This window comes from Ilyomonas limi (genome assembly GCF_005233845.1).
Classification (GTDB): domain Bacteria; phylum Bacteroidota; class Bacteroidia; order Chitinophagales; family Chitinophagaceae; genus Ilyomonas; species Ilyomonas limi.
Map to the genome: position 1 here is coordinate 52,142 of NZ_SZQL01000010.1, position 14,758 is coordinate 66,899.

A 14,758-nucleotide genomic window follows, 5' to 3' on the forward strand; every position below is an offset into this window, starting at 1 on the left:
AATAGTATTCAAATGGTAGCTATTTAAAACGTCTGTAATAATCGAATGATTGCAAATTGCCGGCCGGAGTAAGTGTGAAATTAAAAAGAAAATAAAGTAACTACTGAATAAAATAATTATAAAGCTAAAATGAATGCTGCTAAATAGTTGGCCGTGTATCAAAATGTATAATGATGTTTACCGCTGAGAACAAGAGTAAATAGCGTTTTTCGCAGCGCTATTCTTAGCGTAATCTTCCTTTTTATGCTCTTTGCGGTGAGAGAAAGAGGCCTTCTAATACGCATCATACATTTAAAACACAACAAATGGTTTACAAAAAACTAAATAATTAAGAACTAACTCTATAATACACAAAGGTTTTGCAGCCTGCAAAACCTTTGTGTATTATAATTTGCGTATTATAATATAGATTACTACTGAACAAATAAATGTGGCCTATTTTAAGCAGCAGCAATAACAAAAAGTAAAAAAGTGGCCTTAATACGTCACGCTCTTTTTGGCCTTATGACTGATGTTAAATACGCGCGAAATATTAAACCCGAAATACACATCACCATCGCCCCACTCGCCGGCAGTGCGGGCAATTACCTGTGGCTCAGTCATACCTTGTGCATTGCTAAAGACTAACTGAAATACATGCCCGCCCGTTTCTATTTCCCATGCCAATGATATCGCATTATGCACGTCTATAGAGTTGACCTGATCAGGCAATAAATAATTGTATTCGGCAGAAATACTCATACGTTTGGTTAGCTTCATGCGACCGCCTGCATTGAGGGCAAATACGTCATTCTTATCATTAACTGTAGGTACCAGATTGTAATGCAGCCACATCGGCACCAACTGCAGCGATAATGCCGAGCTGAATTTCCTGGCAGCAATCAACTGCGTTACATACGTAGTGCGGTAGCGTGCATTCAGATATGTTTTATCAGGAAATTTTAAGGTATAATTCGTTAACCCGCTTGAAACGCTCAGCGATAATGGCACTCGCTCGGAACCATCGGTTTGCCACAACAAACGGTATTTAAAATAGGCATCAAATGTTTTCTCCAAAGAACTTCTTCCAATACCAATTGCCAAACGGTCTGTAATGCCATAATCCAATCCTAAGCGAATGGAGGCATTATCCAGTCCGAAAAAGTTATACGCGCCATCATTCAGCCTGCCAAAGCGGTGCATAATCAGGAAGTTCAAAGCGCCTCTCGCAGACGATTCAACCGTTTTCATATTTACAATATACAATCCTTTGAAAGTGCCTCTTACCGGCATTGGCTTTTCATTAGCCTGCATCGAATCGCTCAGCATATTCAGCAGGGTACTATCCTGTGCCTGCAGGCGATTGGCGGTTATTATAACAACAAAAAGGAATAATAGGCGTTGCTTCATGATTTATTGTTTTAGTGTGCAATCAGCATTAATGTTTACGGTTATTTCCTGTGCAATTTTGCCTCGCACCAATGATGGAATAGTAATGTTGAAATCTTCCGGTTTTGCTTTAAACGTTGCGGTTCCAATCAGGTGCGTATCTTTTACTTCCAGGGTAGCAGGTGTTGTTATTGCTTTGGTAATATTATGCAGGGTAAGATTGCCCTGTACTGTTACATTATACACACCATTTTTAGTAAGGTCCACATCGCCCGTATAAGTGCCGCTAAACGATGCTTTGGGGTACTTATCGCTCTCTACATAATTCTCATTAAAATGCTCCTGCATCAGCTCTTTGGTAAACGTAAAACCCTTGAGCAGCAGCGAAAAAGCAAGGTTCTTTTTGCCTGCATCTACTGCAGCATACACCTGGTTGTTAACAGCTTTTATATCCTCCGCCGGTGTTTTGGAAAAGAAGCCAACATAGGCAGTTCGGGTAAGATATACCTGGCTGTAACTACAACAATACACCATTAATAACAGCAGGAAAAGCAATATTTTTTTCATAGTAAAAAGAATAAAAAGTTAGTTATTTGATGCGCCTCTGTTTATCCAGTCTTTTATTTTATTGATGTCGCAATCGGATAGTTTACCACCGCCATCGGGCATAGGCGGATAGCCCGGAGCATGAGTAATAACGCCGATTAACAAGCCATTATCTGCAACCAATTTTACACCTGTATAAGAGTCTAAGGTTACGCCGCCATTCACATTTCCGTTGCCATGACAGCTATAGCAATTGGCTTCTAAAATAGGTTGTACATCGCTGCTATAGGTCATGTTTACCGTATCGCAATCCGATGGTGGTATGGGCGTGGTTAACCGGTCTTCGCTGCTTTTGGAACAGCCGATAATCAGCATCATACTTCCTGCAATAAGGCATAGCAATGTGCCTGTTTTCCTGCTCATATTCTACATTTTTGGTTTAATAAATTAGAGTAAATATTTATTTTTCTACTGCACAATCGGCAAGCATTACATCGGCTAAGAAACCGGTGCATCTGCCTTTGATTGATACCGGCTCGCCGTTTTTGATGCTTGCCGGAGTAGTATTTTTAGCTGTTACATTGCAGCTTACACCACCGGCTATATCATTGCTTTCGAGCAAAATAGTAAACGTGCTGTCGGTGTGCGCAACATCACTTACGGTACCTTTTACTAATAGTACTTTATCCAAAAAACGTTGATTTGCTGCTGCTTCATTTTGCGCATAAGCTGCATATAAATCTGCTGCACTGATGGTAATTGCCGGTGCCATAGCAGCTACGCTGGTATGTGGTTTATTGTATAAATAAAAGGCATAAGCGACGAGGCAAAGCATGAATATGCCGATGGAAAAAAATATTTTTTTTCGCATGGTACAAAGTGTTTAATCAATCAAAAAGATTTGTGAAGCGGCAGCGTATAAACTGCGGAGATACCGGTGCTGGAGAATGGCAGCTTTCCAATGCCCAATCCTCTCAGCGGAACCTTCAAGTAAGGCTCTACCCGCAGGCTATTGTTGTTTTTAAAAATAAACTGATAACCACCGCTTATATTGGCTACCGAAAAAAGATTGTTTGTTGAGTTTTTATACGCGCGTTTACCCACATAATAATTGCCACTGCTGCCGGTAGCGTGGTACTCGTAATTTTCCTTTTTCATTATATAAGAAGATAAACCGGCCGATACATAAAAACCACTCAATTTTTTACTGTTGAAATCATACTTAATATTCAGCGGCACCTCGTACATGCGGCAAGTGCCATATACATAATGAATGTAAGTGGTAGTTGGGATATCGGTTCTTTTCCTATCGAAATATTCGCCGGGGCTGTAATAGTTTTTATTATCCCACATCAGTCCCGACTCTACCGACCAGTGGTTATTAATTCTGTATCCTACAACCAAAGCTGCACTATAGCCTGGTTTTTCCACCTCCCGAAACTTAACTGCTGTAACATCCAACCCAGCGGCGGCACCTGCATATAAACCCTTTGCTTTTATCGGAGCTGTATGTTTCAGATTTATTCTTTTTGCAGTTGCAACGCTGTCTTTTTGTGGTGTAGCAACTGCCTTGCCGTCTTTATCAGTATTAATATTTGCAGCAATTGTATCTTTCTTTTCAGTAGCGTTCTTCTTTATTTCGTTGCCTGCAATTATTGCATCGCTTGCTGTTTTATTATTGTTTTCAATTGCTGAGTAATTGTTATTATTACTACTATTATTTGTATTACTATTATTACCTGCAATTACATCGGCAGGCAGTATAAACTGACGGCTATTGTTGTTATCGTTACTTTCATCAATGGTTGCTATTGTTTTATTATTTCTACTTTCTAAAATGTTCTCATTATTGTTCCTTTCGGTTGTTGTACTTGTTATAAAATGATTGCCGCGCAGCAAGTCCTTTTTCTTCCCTGCACTACCCATTTCTTTTGCTTGCGAAGCGGGTACATCAGTACCTGCAATAGCCTGCTCTGGTGCTTTATCGGCATTGTTTATTATCGTATTTGAACCTTGTTGCTGCACTGTTGTATCAGTTGCTGTTGTGTTTGAAGAAGTAACTGGTTTTTGAAATTCCTTATTATAATAATAAACCGGAACTGCTATTAATAATGGAAGTAAAAGCAAGAGCAGCCACCAATACCTTTTTCGGTTCGATGGTTTCTGTTGCATAGCAGCTTGCATACCAGTGGCTACCTTCTCCCAGTCACTACCGCCTGTTTTCAAAGGATAGTCATCCGCTGACTGCCGTATCAAATCGTCCATATCATTGTTTAAGTTCAACATGCTTCCAACTCCTCCTGACCGTTGATGTATTTTTGTAATAAATGACGTGCTTTCCACAGGTTAGACTTAGACGTGCCAACCGATATACCCAACGCGTTTGCTATTTCCTGGTGGCTCAAACCATCAATTACATACATATTAAACACAGCCCTGTACACGGGAGGTAACTTTTTTATTTGAACAATAATTTCTTTATATAACAGCAACTGGTCTGCATTATCACTTTTATCAGTGTCTTCCCACACCGCCCCCGGAATCAATCCTGCTTCTGGAAGCATTTCATTTTTACGCAGCGCATCTATCGCACAATTAATCATTATTTTCCGTATCCATCCCATTAGCTTCGGTTCCAGAAATGCATCGTCTTCTGCACTAAACCTGTCAAAGTGTATAAAGAGCTTTACAAAACCATCATTTACCACATCCACAGCTTTCTCGTAACGATAGATGTACCTGAAAACAATCTTTAATGCATAACCGTAATACGCTTCGTAAAGTATCTTCTGACACTTTGATTCATGCTTTATACATGCTTGTATTACTTTGCTGAGGTCTTTCAAACTCAATGGGGACGGCTTTTGTAGGTAAGTACGAATGACTGTAATAATGGTTGCCTTAACAATAAAAATAAAATTACAAAAATGAGTTTACAATAATGAGGTTTCCTGATTATTTTGGATCATGATTTTTCTGATTTTTTGCTGATAAGCTGATAGAAGCCGCTACGTACTTCTGCGATCAGACGCCTATTGCTCTGCGGTGAAAAACGGACTCGTTTAAAAGCTCAATTCTTATTATACCCTTCGTATCATTAAAAAGAAAAAACACCGCGAGGTGTTTTTATACTATTCTTTACAATAAGATGATTGAAATACTTAAGCACATTGATTGCATTTGCCACTGGCTAACACATCTACCTGGCGCAGCTTAAAACCGTTAGGCAATTGCACCTGTGGAATAGCGGTATGTTGCAGGCAAAAGGTAGCGCCACATACATCGCATACAAAATGGACATGCTCATCATGGTGATGACCAGCACTGCATTCATCTTGGCACAATGCATAACGCACTGCATTATCTGCCGATGGAATGGTGTGAATAATACCTTTTTCTACAAAAGTCTGCAACGTGCGATAAACGGTTACGCGGTCAAACTGGTCGCTGCTCAGTTTTTCTATATCGGCATGTGCCAGGGCATTGTTGCTTTCCAGAAATAATTGCAATATGCGCCTGCGGCTATCGGTAAGGCTTAGCCCGCTTTTCTTTAAAATATTAGTTATTCCCTCTTTCATAAAGCAACACATTAAGGATTATTGGTAAACATACCATTTACAAAATGGGTGTTGGTTTCCGGCTCGTTCAACAGCGTGTTAATATCGCTTTCCAACTGCTTTAAGTCCGACGTTTTCAGCCCGTCGTAAATCTGCCCGCGCACATTACCATTTTTGTCAACGAGTGCAAAAAACTGCGTATGCAAAAACTGGTCGTCAATATTTTTTACACTGTTTTTAGGATCATCCAGCAAATAGCTGTTGCGTGCCTGTTGGTAAAGGCTGTCTTTGCGTCCCGTAAGAAAAACCCATTTATGAGTATCTACCTTCATCTTTTCTGCATATTTCAGTAGCGTAGCGGCAGAGTCTGTTTCGGGGTCGCTGGTGTGCGATACAATCATAAAATCGGGTTGATCTTTAAACGCCTCATATACTTTCTTCATATTGCCGTTCATGCGTGGACAGATGCCTTTGCAGGTGGTAAAAAAATAATTCACTACACACACTTTTCCCTGCATGTCCTTATCTGTAAACGTTTTTCCATTCTCGGCAGTAAAAGAAAATGGTTGTACAGCCGATAGCGTTGGCAGGCTTGTTTTCCAGTTATCGGTGCCCCAAAAAACAAAAAAGAGAAACAATGCAATCAGACCTGCAAAAAATAAGCTGTAGGTCAATAGTTTTTTGCGCTTCATAACCTCAAAGTTACACCACTTGTGTAGCAGTTTTGCAATGCTAACATTCTATTAGAAAAATATTTGCAACTCTGTTGCAAAATACTGCACTGCCTGCTTTACATTTGCAGTATGCGTTTGAAGTTAAACTGGGATGTACTTGGTATTTCTGCTTCGATAGCCTGTGCTATCCATTGCGCGGTGCTGCCGCTGGTACTTACCAGCCTGCCTGTTTTTGGCGTGGAAATTATAGATAATGCCGGCTTCGAAATTGTAATGATAATGATTGCTGCCGCTGTTGGTGTTTATTCATTGTATCATGGTTATAAAAAACACCATCGCCAGCTTACGCCTTTATTTATTTTTACTTTCGGCATCCTGTTTTTATGCGCCAAGCAAGTGTGGCACGAGCAGCAGCTATGGTTGTTGCCACCAGCAGTATTCTTTATTGTAACGGCACATTATTTTAATTACCGCAGTTGCAAAAAAGCGGCGCATTGCCATGTGGAAAACGTCTGAGCCTGTATTTATGAGATTAACAGGATAAATAGGTATGCGGATATTTGTTATTTTCCTTTCTACATACGTTCATCCAATTGTATAGCTGATATTGCCGTCTTTTTCATCTTTCAACTGGATACCTAAAGCACCCAATTCATTTCTTATTCTATCACTCAGGGTATAGTCTTTCTTTTGCCGTGCTTCTTTGCGCAGGTTAATCATCAGTTCGATGATGCCGTTGAGTTGTGTATTGTTGTGTTGCTGAATGCTTTGCAGTCCCAGTATATCTTCAACATATATTTTCATTTGCTGCTGTAGCAACTGCAATGTGGAAGTGCTAATGGTATCTGCAGCTATGTGCTTGTCTTTAATGCCATTAATAATGGGCACCAGCTCAAACATATTGGCTAATACTTTAGCCGTGTTAAAATCATCATTAATAAATTCTTCAAACTCGTTTACGAGCTTTACAATTTTAACATCCAAATTTTCTTCAGTTGACGGTTGCTGGTTAACAGTTGACTTTTCATTGTTTTTATCTGTCATCTGTCCGCTGTCGTTTGTCAACTTATTTAAGTTTTCATACGCTTCCCACAAACGTTTCAAGCCTTTGTCGGCTGCTTTTAATGCATCATTACTAAAATCGAGCGTAGAGCGATAATGCGTTTGCAAAATAAAAAACTTAATAGTCATGGGATGATAAGCCTGGTCGAGCATTGGATGATTGCCGGTAAACAGCTCGCTTAACTTAATGACGTTATTATAGCTCTTACCCATCTTTTTACCATTGATGGTAATCATGTTGTTGTGCATCCAATACTTGGCCAGTATTCTGCCATTGCATACTGCACTCTGTGCTATCTCGGCTTCGTGGTGCGGAAACTGCAAGTCCATACCACCGCCATGAATATCAAACTGGTCGCCCAAATACTTTTGGCTCATTGCCGAGCACTCAATATGCCAGCCGGGAAAGCCTTCACCCCAGGGACTTGGCCACCGCATGATGTGTTCCGGCGGCGCATTTTTCCACAAAGCGAAGTCAGTTTTATTTCTTTTTTCTTCCTGGTTGTCCAGCTCGCGCGTGGTTTCCAGCATTTCTTCCAATACACGACCACTTAAAATACCATACGGTAGCCCTTTTTGTGCAAATACTTCATTATACTTTTTTACATCAAAATAAACCGAGCCGTTTACTACATACGCAAAACCGTCTTCAATAATCTTTTTAATCATTTCTATCTGCTCTACAATATGCCCGGTTGCAGTCGGCTCTATGCTCGGGCGCAACGTATTAAACCGCTCAAATGCCCAATGAAACAAGTTGGTATATTTTTGTACCAGTTCCATGGGCTCCAGCTTTTCTATAACGGCTTTTTTGCTTATTTTATCTTCGGCTTCGCGACCTTCTTCCTCAAAGTGGCCGGCATCGGTGATGTTGCGCACATAACGTACTTTGTATCCTAAGTGCATGAGATAGCGGTACACTACATCGAACGTAATATAAGGTCGCGCATGGCCTAAATGGCTTTCACCGCTTACAGTTGGTCCGCACACATACATGCCTGCATATCCGGGAATTAAGGACTCAAATACTTCTTTGCGGCGGGTTAAAGAATTATATACTTTAAGCATAGCGCGAAGATAAAAGGAGATTAGGTAAAGGGAAATTTAATTATGAAAGGCACAAGATTTAAAGGATAAGGAAAAGACCTGAGAACAAAACAAAAAACGAGACTAGAGGTATATATTTTAAGACTCCAATATTCAGGACCCAACGCTTACTTCTTGCTACCCGAAGCTTGCTGTTTACTGCTTGTATCTTGAACCTTGTAGCTTATATCTTGAATCTTGTTTCTTCTACCAGTCTTTTTCTTCAAACTTATATCTGTTACCAGCATCGAATGGTCGCTTAAATCTTCGTCCACCATATCAAACTGGTGAATATTGAAAGTAGTATCGGGTAAAATATAATCTATACGCAGGGTAGGAGCCAGCGCATTAAAACTTTTGCCAATGCCAAAACCCTTGGCTAAAAAAGCATCCCGCCGCAAGCCGCGGATACGAAAATAGGTGTAAGAATTGGGCACATCATTAAAATCGCCGCACATAATAGAAGAGTACTTACATTGGCTAAGTGCTTCGCGCACTACATCAGCCTGCTCGCCACGCCGCTGAAAGGCATATTTCATTTTGGTGATGATGTTTTTAGAAGCTTCCAGTGCTTCTTTGTTTTGCTCTTTAATGCGGTCCATGTCTTCATAATCACTGCTGGTAAATTTAAAAGATTGCAGGTGCGAGGTAAAGAGGCGAACCGTATCGCCATTTAACAAAACATCAGCATAAATGAGGCTTTCCACACTGCCATGCGGGTAGGGAATTCTGGCTGAATTAATGATGGGATATTTCGAAAAAATAATAGAACCATACTGGTAATAGCCATCATTTTTATTTACATCTTTCGCAAAATAATAATGCGGGTATTTATCCGAAAACAACCCGATGTTGTTAGCCTCTTCGCCTTGCCTGGTAGAATGGTTAAATTCCTGTAAACAAATAATATCAGGATCCAGTTTTAAAATAGCGCCGGCTATTTCGGTACGGTTGTGCTTGCGTATGTCGCTGCTATTGCTCAGTCCGTACATATTGCCCACATTCCAGTCCACAATACGGATGGCTGAATCACTTTTTGCTTCCACAAAATCCTGCATTGGGTGCATGGCAAATAATACACTTATCTGCTTGTAACCAATCAGCAATGTAATAAGCGGAATGAGTGCCAGGCGGGGCTTGGCAATGAGCCAGAAAATAACAGCAAAGATGAGCAGCGTAGCCTGATAGGGAAAGGTTAAGCCTAAAAAGCCGATAAACCACCATGTAGCCGGGTTGAGATACGGCAACAGGCACGAAATTAAATAAGTAATGCAGCAAAGAATAGTGATAAAGCTGCATACTTTTCTAACCAGTTTTCTTACTAAGCTGCCTGCCATACCGTAAATGTAAGACAATCAAAGTGTTTATTTACTGCTTCCAGCAAACATCTGTTACTACGGCATAATGGTCTGATAATTTTCGCTCTGCCACCTTGCATTGCAGCACCTCAAAAGCAGTATCGGCAAAGCATACATCTATGCGCAGTGTTGGTGCTATTTTATAAAAAGTATTACCAATTCCATTGCCATTTTTAAGAAAAGCATCCTGCCGGTCGCCTTTCAAAATGCGATAAGGATAAGAAGTAGGTACTGTATTCATATCGCCACAATAAATTACCGGGTAAGAACTGGTATCCAGCACGTTGCGGATAATGGTTGCCTCGCGCTGATGCTCTACCTCGGTATTGCGCATTCTTTGCTGAACATTATCTTTATAAGAATATAACTTCTTCATCATGTGGCGCTCGCCACCGTCGTAGCCATAATCCGACTCTGGAAAAAGAAAAAAGGAGAATAAATGTGCCGTAGCTACGCGTACTCTTTTGCCTTGCAGCATCACATCGGCATACAACATACTCTCGTTGCGGCCGTCGTATGTAAAATGTATTTGCCCTGAATCTACAAATGGTGTTTTGCTGCAAATCGCAACACCCTGGTACAGCGTTGCCCATGGAGTTTTGGTGATCCGGTCGTTGGATTGAAGAATGTACTTATACCCGAGCGAATCCAGTTCTTTTCTTACACTGGCAAGTTTTGGATTGCCCACCAATGTATTGTATTCCTGCAGGCACAATACATTGGGGTTGTAGCCTGTAATCATTTCCAGCATTTCTTTTCTGGTCTCGCCTTTATGAGAAGACAGGGGATGGGCATTTATAAAATCAGCCACATTCCAGGTAAGGACACGCAAAGTATTCCTTTCTTTAGCAGCATTCCAATGGCTGCCCGGAGATACAGCTATTGTTTGGGATAAATTATATAATCCAATTACGAGCAATGTCAGTAAAACATAACCCAATTTTTTATGGATGAACAGGCTGATAACAGCCAAAATTATCATGGCTGCAAACAGGTAAGGAAAGGCAATAGCAAAAAATATGATATAGCTAAAAACGGCAGGCGGTATAAATCTGCTGCAGGCTGCAATAAGGAAGATTACTGAAAAAACAGAACAAAACAGTATCCAGCAAACCTTTAAAAAATGCTTCATTATAAAGGTTTATCAAAAATCTTCTTTGCTGGCTTTTTTCAAAAATTCTTTCTCGTCATTGCTCAGGGAGGAGTAACCATCTTCGTTTATTTTATCCAGTATTTCATCCAGCCGCTGCTGTGAAAAACGGGACATTTTTTCAAACGGTTTTTTGGTTGTTTTATAAAATATCTGCTGTTTGATGGATGGTTTATTGTATTTTTTATCTGGATTGCACAGGTCGTTTACCCAGTTGGCGAGGCTTATCATCCATGCACCCGGGTCTCTGCCTTTTTGCAATTGTTTTACATACAAATAACCCACGCCTGCACCAGCTAAGTGTGCTACCGCTGTGCCTGCATTGCCACTTGCAACAGTAGCATAATCAAATGCAACAAAAATAAGCGTAAGCACCCACAGTGGTATGCCGCCGTTGAGCATGGGCAGCAGCCGGTAGTTGGGTGCAAAAGTAGTGGTAGCTACGGCAATAGTCATTACAGCAGTGCCGCCGCCAATCATAGGGTGTACCGCGCCAATATTTGCACGTAAAGCGGGGAAAGCATAAAAAGTAAGTACAAAAAACAAGGCGCCTGCCAGTCCGCCGTAGATGTACAACGGAATAATTTTTTTGTTGCCGGTAAGGTCTTGCAGTATATAGCCAAATCCCCACAGCCATAGTAAGGTGCTGATAAGCCCCCATACACTATCGTGGGTAATCATATAGGTAAAAATGGTCCAAGGACGGGCAAACAGTTTGCCTGCCTGCGCGGGCAGCGTAATCCAATCGAGCACCTGTGTATAAAACTGAGGCAAGCCACCGGCATCGGCTAAAACATAAATGATTTTTATAAAACTAATCAGCACAAAAACAACCGCATTAATGACGATGAGCCACACCAATGCATTATTGTCGGCGCCCAGCAAAATAGAATTCCGTCTGTTCTGTTGCATCACACCCATAAATATATAAAGTTTTCAAAATTGCTTATTAAATGTCGGAAATCCTGTTAAGTTTTAATAAAAATTCCGGCGGTTATTTTTATTCCAGAAATATACTAAAATAAATCCAACCAATGCACCGCCAAGATGCGCCACGTGTGCTACATTATCGCCCGCACTGTTTTGAATAGCGGTTAGCAATTCAAAAGCCGCATACATAATGACGAACCATTTGGCTTTTATTGGAAACAAAAAGTACAAATAGATATATGTATTCGGAAATAAATATCCAAATGCCGCAAGGCAGCCAAACACTGCACCTGATGCACCTAAAGTAGGCTCGTCAATAATTGCAAAGACCCTGTCTCTGTACGCCTGTTGTTCAGCATAACCCAATGCATTATACTGCTGTAGCAAGTTATGGGTTTCAACATACAACACAATCATGTGGCACAAGGCAGCGCCCAAACCACACACTATGTAAAAAATCAAAAAACGTTTTGGTCCCCACAAATTTTCCAGTACGGCACCAAACATCCACAATGCAAGCATATTGCCGAAAATGTGCGCAAGGCTGCCGTGCATAAACATGTGCGTGATAAACTGCCAGGGTTTAAATAAGGGACTTTGAAAGGTATGCAGGGCAAACACATCGTTGAGCGAAAAGCCAAGTCTGTCGCCAAATACATTCTGTGCCAGAAATACCAGCCCATTAATGATCAATAAATTTTTAATAACCGTAGGTAAAATCTGAAAACGTCCGGGTCTAAATTCAGTCATGTGTGTGCTGGTATTTTTCTTTGTATCTAAATATACGAGACAAGCGCGCCGAATACATAGTTGCACCGGCAAGTATTTTTGCAAAAATTATGCACATTGTTTTACCGCAACTTCAATTGCACCACATTCTCAATGTGTAATGTATGCGGAAACATATCCACCGGCTGCACGCGCGTTACTGCATATTTTGCATCCAGCAGTGCCAGGTCGCGCGCCTGGGTAGCCGGGTTGCAGCTTACATACACAACAAGCGGTGCCGCAATATCGAGCAGTTTATTTACCAGTTTTTCGTGCATACCGGCGCGCGGCGGATCGGTAATAATCACATCAGGACGGCCATGCTCCGCAAAAAAGTCATCGTTGCATATCGTTACTACATCGCCGGTAAAAAACTGCGCATGGTTGATATTGTTGAGTGCTGCATTTTCGCGTGCATCTGCTATGGCTTCTTCTACCATTTCTACCCCAATAATTTTTTTTGCCAAAGCACTTACAAAAATACCAATACTGCCAGTGCCGCAATATAAGTCATACACCGTTTGCGTGCCATCCAATTCTGCAAACTGGCGTGTAATAGCGTACAGTACTTCGCCCTGCAAACTATTGGTTTGAAAAAAAGATTTCGGACTAATCTTGAAATAATAGTCTTCTAACTTTTCTGTTATAAAACCCTTGCCATGCACCACTTGCGGCTCCAGGTCGTACAAACTATCATTTTTTTTGGTATTAATGGTAAATAATAAAGTAGTGATTTGAGGAAATTGTTGTAGCAATAGTGTTTGCAATGCCTGCTGATGTTGGTTGTCTTCGTAGCCAACCACCACATTTACCATGAGTTCGCCGGTTGTTGTTGTGCGTACCTGCATTGTGCGCAGCCAGCCGTGATGCCCTTTGATGTCGTAAAAAGGCAACTGGTTATCTTTTGCATATTGTGCAATGGTTTTACGCAACGCATTGGTTGGCTCCTCCTGCAAGTGGCAAATATCAATTTCCACTACTTTATCAAACACACCTTTTGCATGGTAGCCCGCTACATCTTTGTAATGCGCACTGGCGGCTTCTTCGCGGCTCAGTTGTTTAAATTCCTCATCGGGAATATAGCGCTTGTTAGAAAAGGTATATTCCAGCTTGTTGCGATAGCGAATGGTGTGCTGGCAACCGGCAATAGACTGTATTTGGGGCAGTTGTATTTTACCAATGCGGGTAAGATTATCTACCACTTGTTGCTGCTTGTATTGCAACTGTTTTTCATAAGGCAAATGCTGCCACTGGCAGCCACCGCATACACCAAAATGCCTGCAAAAAGGCTGTACTCTTTCGGTTGAATATTTTTTAAAATGCAGCGGAAAACCCTCAGCCCAGTCCTTTTTGTTTTTATACAACTGCACATCCACTACATCGCCGGGCACTACATTCTCTATAAACACAGCTTTGCCTTCCACACGGCTGATGCACTTGCCTTCTGCAGCATAATTTTCTACTAAAACGTTTGATAAAATAACAGGTTTTTGCTTATGTCTCACGGGTGCAAATGTAAGGTGCAGCCCCCAGCCCCTAAAGGGGAGTTTGGATGCTGCGTAGATATTTGTAGATTGATTTTTAAAATCATCTTTACAAAATAAATTTGTATGGTAAGGTACATTGCTGCACCCGTGGTGTAATAAAAATCTTTTTGGAATAATTTTAAATTAGAAATCACATTCCGACAAACCAGGCTATATCCAAGCTCCTCTTTAGGGGTTGGGGGCTTTGCTTAGTTTCTCCAACACAAAAACTACAATAGGACAGAATGTGGAATTTTTTAATGTAATATTCGGACGTTTCAATAACACATCCTCATCGGTGTAAGGAAAACGCTCGCAGTCGGAAGGACGTACATCATAAATAGTGCAATAATTGTCGGCGCCAAGAAAAGAACAAGGCGTGCTTTTTACTACATAATCGCCTTCTTCATCCAGCTTCAAATACGTATCTATAAAAACACTTTCTTTCAGCTTTAAATGCTTGCTGATGCGCTTGATGTCGGGTGTTTTAAAACGCGGCGAATAGTTTTTGCAGCAGGCAGCACAATTTAGACAGTTGACATTTTCAAAAGCTGCTTCGTGTGCATCGGGCAATTGCTTCAACACTTTATTTTTATCAGCACGTTGCAGCCATTGCTTGTATTGCTTTTGATGGTCTGCCGAGCGCTTTTGCCAGTTACTGTTTAAAAAATCTGCCATTGCGCTGCAAAGCTATTCCGTTTTGTGTAAAAACTTCGTTGTGTAAATGCTAAAC

16 protein-coding genes are annotated in these 14,758 nt (G+C 41.0%); 1 reads left to right on the forward strand and 15 read right to left on the reverse strand.

Annotation, left to right across the window (positions count from 1 at the left end):
• Positions 1-477: 477 nt before the first annotated feature.
• The 8 genes from FC093_RS13055 to FC093_RS13090 all read right to left on the reverse strand — a co-directional run bounded on the left by FC093_RS13055 (position 478) and on the right by FC093_RS13090 (position 6,163).
• A complete protein-coding gene (locus FC093_RS13055) occupies positions 478-1,389 on the reverse strand; it encodes a DUF5777 family beta-barrel protein (protein ID WP_137262236.1) in 912 nt (303 codons plus the stop codon).
• A gap of 3 nt (positions 1,390-1,392) precedes the next feature.
• Positions 1,393-1,935: a YceI family protein gene (locus FC093_RS13060; RefSeq protein WP_137262237.1), complete on the reverse strand. Its 543-nt coding sequence runs from the start codon at positions 1,933-1,935 to the stop codon at positions 1,393-1,395.
• Positions 1,936-1,953: 18 nt separating this feature from the next.
• Positions 1,954-2,337: a c-type cytochrome gene (locus FC093_RS13065; RefSeq protein ID WP_137262238.1), complete on the reverse strand. Its 384-nt coding sequence runs from the start codon at positions 2,335-2,337 to the stop codon at positions 1,954-1,956.
• Between the two features lie 37 nt (positions 2,338-2,374).
• Positions 2,375-2,785 carry an OB-fold protein gene (locus FC093_RS13070; protein ID WP_137262239.1) on the reverse strand — a complete coding sequence of 137 codons (411 nt, stop codon included), beginning with the start codon at positions 2,783-2,785 and terminating at the stop codon, positions 2,375-2,377.
• A gap of 20 nt (positions 2,786-2,805) precedes the next feature.
• Positions 2,806-4,179, reverse strand: a complete 1,374-nt coding sequence (locus FC093_RS13075; RefSeq protein ID WP_170971080.1) for a porin family protein — start codon at positions 4,177-4,179, stop codon at positions 2,806-2,808.
• 14 nt (positions 4,180-4,193) lie between these two features.
• Positions 4,194-4,760, reverse strand: coding sequence for an RNA polymerase sigma factor (locus tag FC093_RS13080; RefSeq protein ID WP_137262241.1), 567 nt, complete (start codon positions 4,758-4,760; stop codon positions 4,194-4,196).
• A gap of 315 nt (positions 4,761-5,075) precedes the next feature.
• Positions 5,076-5,492 (reverse strand): Fur family transcriptional regulator, encoded by a 417-nt coding sequence (locus tag FC093_RS13085; protein ID WP_137262242.1) that lies wholly within the window; start codon positions 5,490-5,492, stop codon positions 5,076-5,078.
• Between the two features lie 11 nt (positions 5,493-5,503).
• Positions 5,504-6,163 (reverse strand): SCO family protein, encoded by a 660-nt coding sequence (locus FC093_RS13090; protein ID WP_137262243.1) that lies wholly within the window; start codon positions 6,161-6,163, stop codon positions 5,504-5,506.
• 111 nt (positions 6,164-6,274) lie between these two features.
• Here FC093_RS13090 and FC093_RS13095 point away from each other — a divergent pair, with 111 nt between their 5' ends.
• Positions 6,275-6,661 (forward strand): MerC domain-containing protein, encoded by a 387-nt coding sequence (locus FC093_RS13095; RefSeq protein ID WP_137262244.1) that lies wholly within the window; start codon positions 6,275-6,277, stop codon positions 6,659-6,661.
• A 69-nt stretch (positions 6,662-6,730) separates the two neighbouring features.
• On the opposite strand, the gene cysS is transcribed toward FC093_RS13095, so the two are convergent.
• The 7 genes from cysS to FC093_RS13130 form a co-directional block, all read right to left on the reverse strand.
• On the reverse strand, positions 6,731-8,275 hold the full coding sequence (cysS, locus tag FC093_RS13100) for a cysteine--tRNA ligase (protein ID WP_137262245.1): 1,545 nt from the start codon (positions 8,273-8,275) through the stop codon (positions 6,731-6,733).
• Between the two features lie 146 nt (positions 8,276-8,421).
• Positions 8,422-9,630: an endonuclease/exonuclease/phosphatase family protein gene (locus tag FC093_RS13105; protein ID WP_137262246.1), complete on the reverse strand. Its 1,209-nt coding sequence runs from the start codon at positions 9,628-9,630 to the stop codon at positions 8,422-8,424.
• 31 nt (positions 9,631-9,661) lie between these two features.
• Positions 9,662-10,783 carry an endonuclease/exonuclease/phosphatase family protein gene (locus tag FC093_RS13110; protein WP_137262247.1) on the reverse strand — a complete coding sequence of 374 codons (1,122 nt, stop codon included), beginning with the start codon at positions 10,781-10,783 and terminating at the stop codon, positions 9,662-9,664.
• A 12-nt stretch (positions 10,784-10,795) separates the two neighbouring features.
• On the reverse strand, positions 10,796-11,722 hold the full coding sequence (locus FC093_RS13115; protein WP_137262248.1) for a rhomboid family intramembrane serine protease: 927 nt from the start codon (positions 11,720-11,722) through the stop codon (positions 10,796-10,798).
• A 54-nt stretch (positions 11,723-11,776) separates the two neighbouring features.
• Complete coding sequence (locus FC093_RS13120) at positions 11,777-12,481, reverse strand: rhomboid family intramembrane serine protease (RefSeq protein ID WP_137262249.1); 705 nt, start codon at positions 12,479-12,481, stop codon at positions 11,777-11,779.
• A 101-nt stretch (positions 12,482-12,582) separates the two neighbouring features.
• Complete coding sequence (gene rlmD, locus FC093_RS13125; protein WP_137262250.1) at positions 12,583-14,004, reverse strand: 23S rRNA (uracil(1939)-C(5))-methyltransferase RlmD; 1,422 nt, start codon at positions 14,002-14,004, stop codon at positions 12,583-12,585.
• A 210-nt stretch (positions 14,005-14,214) separates the two neighbouring features.
• The gene (locus FC093_RS13130; RefSeq protein WP_137262251.1) at positions 14,215-14,703 is read right to left on the reverse strand and encodes a YkgJ family cysteine cluster protein; all 489 of its coding nucleotides are present in this window, start codon (positions 14,701-14,703) and stop codon (positions 14,215-14,217) included.
• Positions 14,704-14,758: the final 55 nt, after the last annotated feature.

What these genes read in the sequence shown, in the direction of transcription:
- FC093_RS13095 (WP_137262244.1), top strand. Translation starts at nt 6,275, where the DNA reads ATGCGTTTGAAGTTAAACTGGGATGTACTTGGTATTTCTGCTTCGATA.
- FC093_RS13065 (WP_137262238.1), bottom strand. Translation starts at nt 2,337, where the DNA reads ATGAGCAGGAAAACAGGCACATTGCTATGCCTTATTGCAGGAAGTATG.
- FC093_RS13060 (WP_137262237.1), bottom strand. Translation starts at nt 1,935, where the DNA reads ATGAAAAAAATATTGCTTTTCCTGCTGTTATTAATGGTGTATTGTTGT.
- FC093_RS13090 (WP_137262243.1), bottom strand. Translation starts at nt 6,163, where the DNA reads ATGAAGCGCAAAAAACTATTGACCTACAGCTTATTTTTTGCAGGTCTG.
- FC093_RS13120 (WP_137262249.1), bottom strand. Translation starts at nt 12,481, where the DNA reads ATGACTGAATTTAGACCCGGACGTTTTCAGATTTTACCTACGGTTATT.
- FC093_RS13130 (WP_137262251.1), bottom strand. Translation starts at nt 14,703, where the DNA reads ATGGCAGATTTTTTAAACAGTAACTGGCAAAAGCGCTCGGCAGACCAT.
- FC093_RS13110 (WP_137262247.1), bottom strand. Translation starts at nt 10,783, where the DNA reads ATGAAGCATTTTTTAAAGGTTTGCTGGATACTGTTTTGTTCTGTTTTT.
- FC093_RS13075 (WP_170971080.1), bottom strand. Translation starts at nt 4,179, where the DNA reads ATGGACGATTTGATACGGCAGTCAGCGGATGACTATCCTTTGAAAACA.
- FC093_RS13055 (WP_137262236.1), bottom strand. Translation starts at nt 1,389, where the DNA reads ATGAAGCAACGCCTATTATTCCTTTTTGTTGTTATAATAACCGCCAAT.
- cysS (WP_137262245.1), bottom strand. Translation starts at nt 8,275, where the DNA reads ATGCTTAAAGTATATAATTCTTTAACCCGCCGCAAAGAAGTATTTGAG.
- FC093_RS13115 (WP_137262248.1), bottom strand. Translation starts at nt 11,722, where the DNA reads ATGGGTGTGATGCAACAGAACAGACGGAATTCTATTTTGCTGGGCGCC.
- FC093_RS13085 (WP_137262242.1), bottom strand. Translation starts at nt 5,492, where the DNA reads ATGAAAGAGGGAATAACTAATATTTTAAAGAAAAGCGGGCTAAGCCTT.
- FC093_RS13070 (WP_137262239.1), bottom strand. Translation starts at nt 2,785, where the DNA reads ATGCGAAAAAAAATATTTTTTTCCATCGGCATATTCATGCTTTGCCTC.
- FC093_RS13105 (WP_137262246.1), bottom strand. Translation starts at nt 9,630, where the DNA reads ATGGCAGGCAGCTTAGTAAGAAAACTGGTTAGAAAAGTATGCAGCTTT.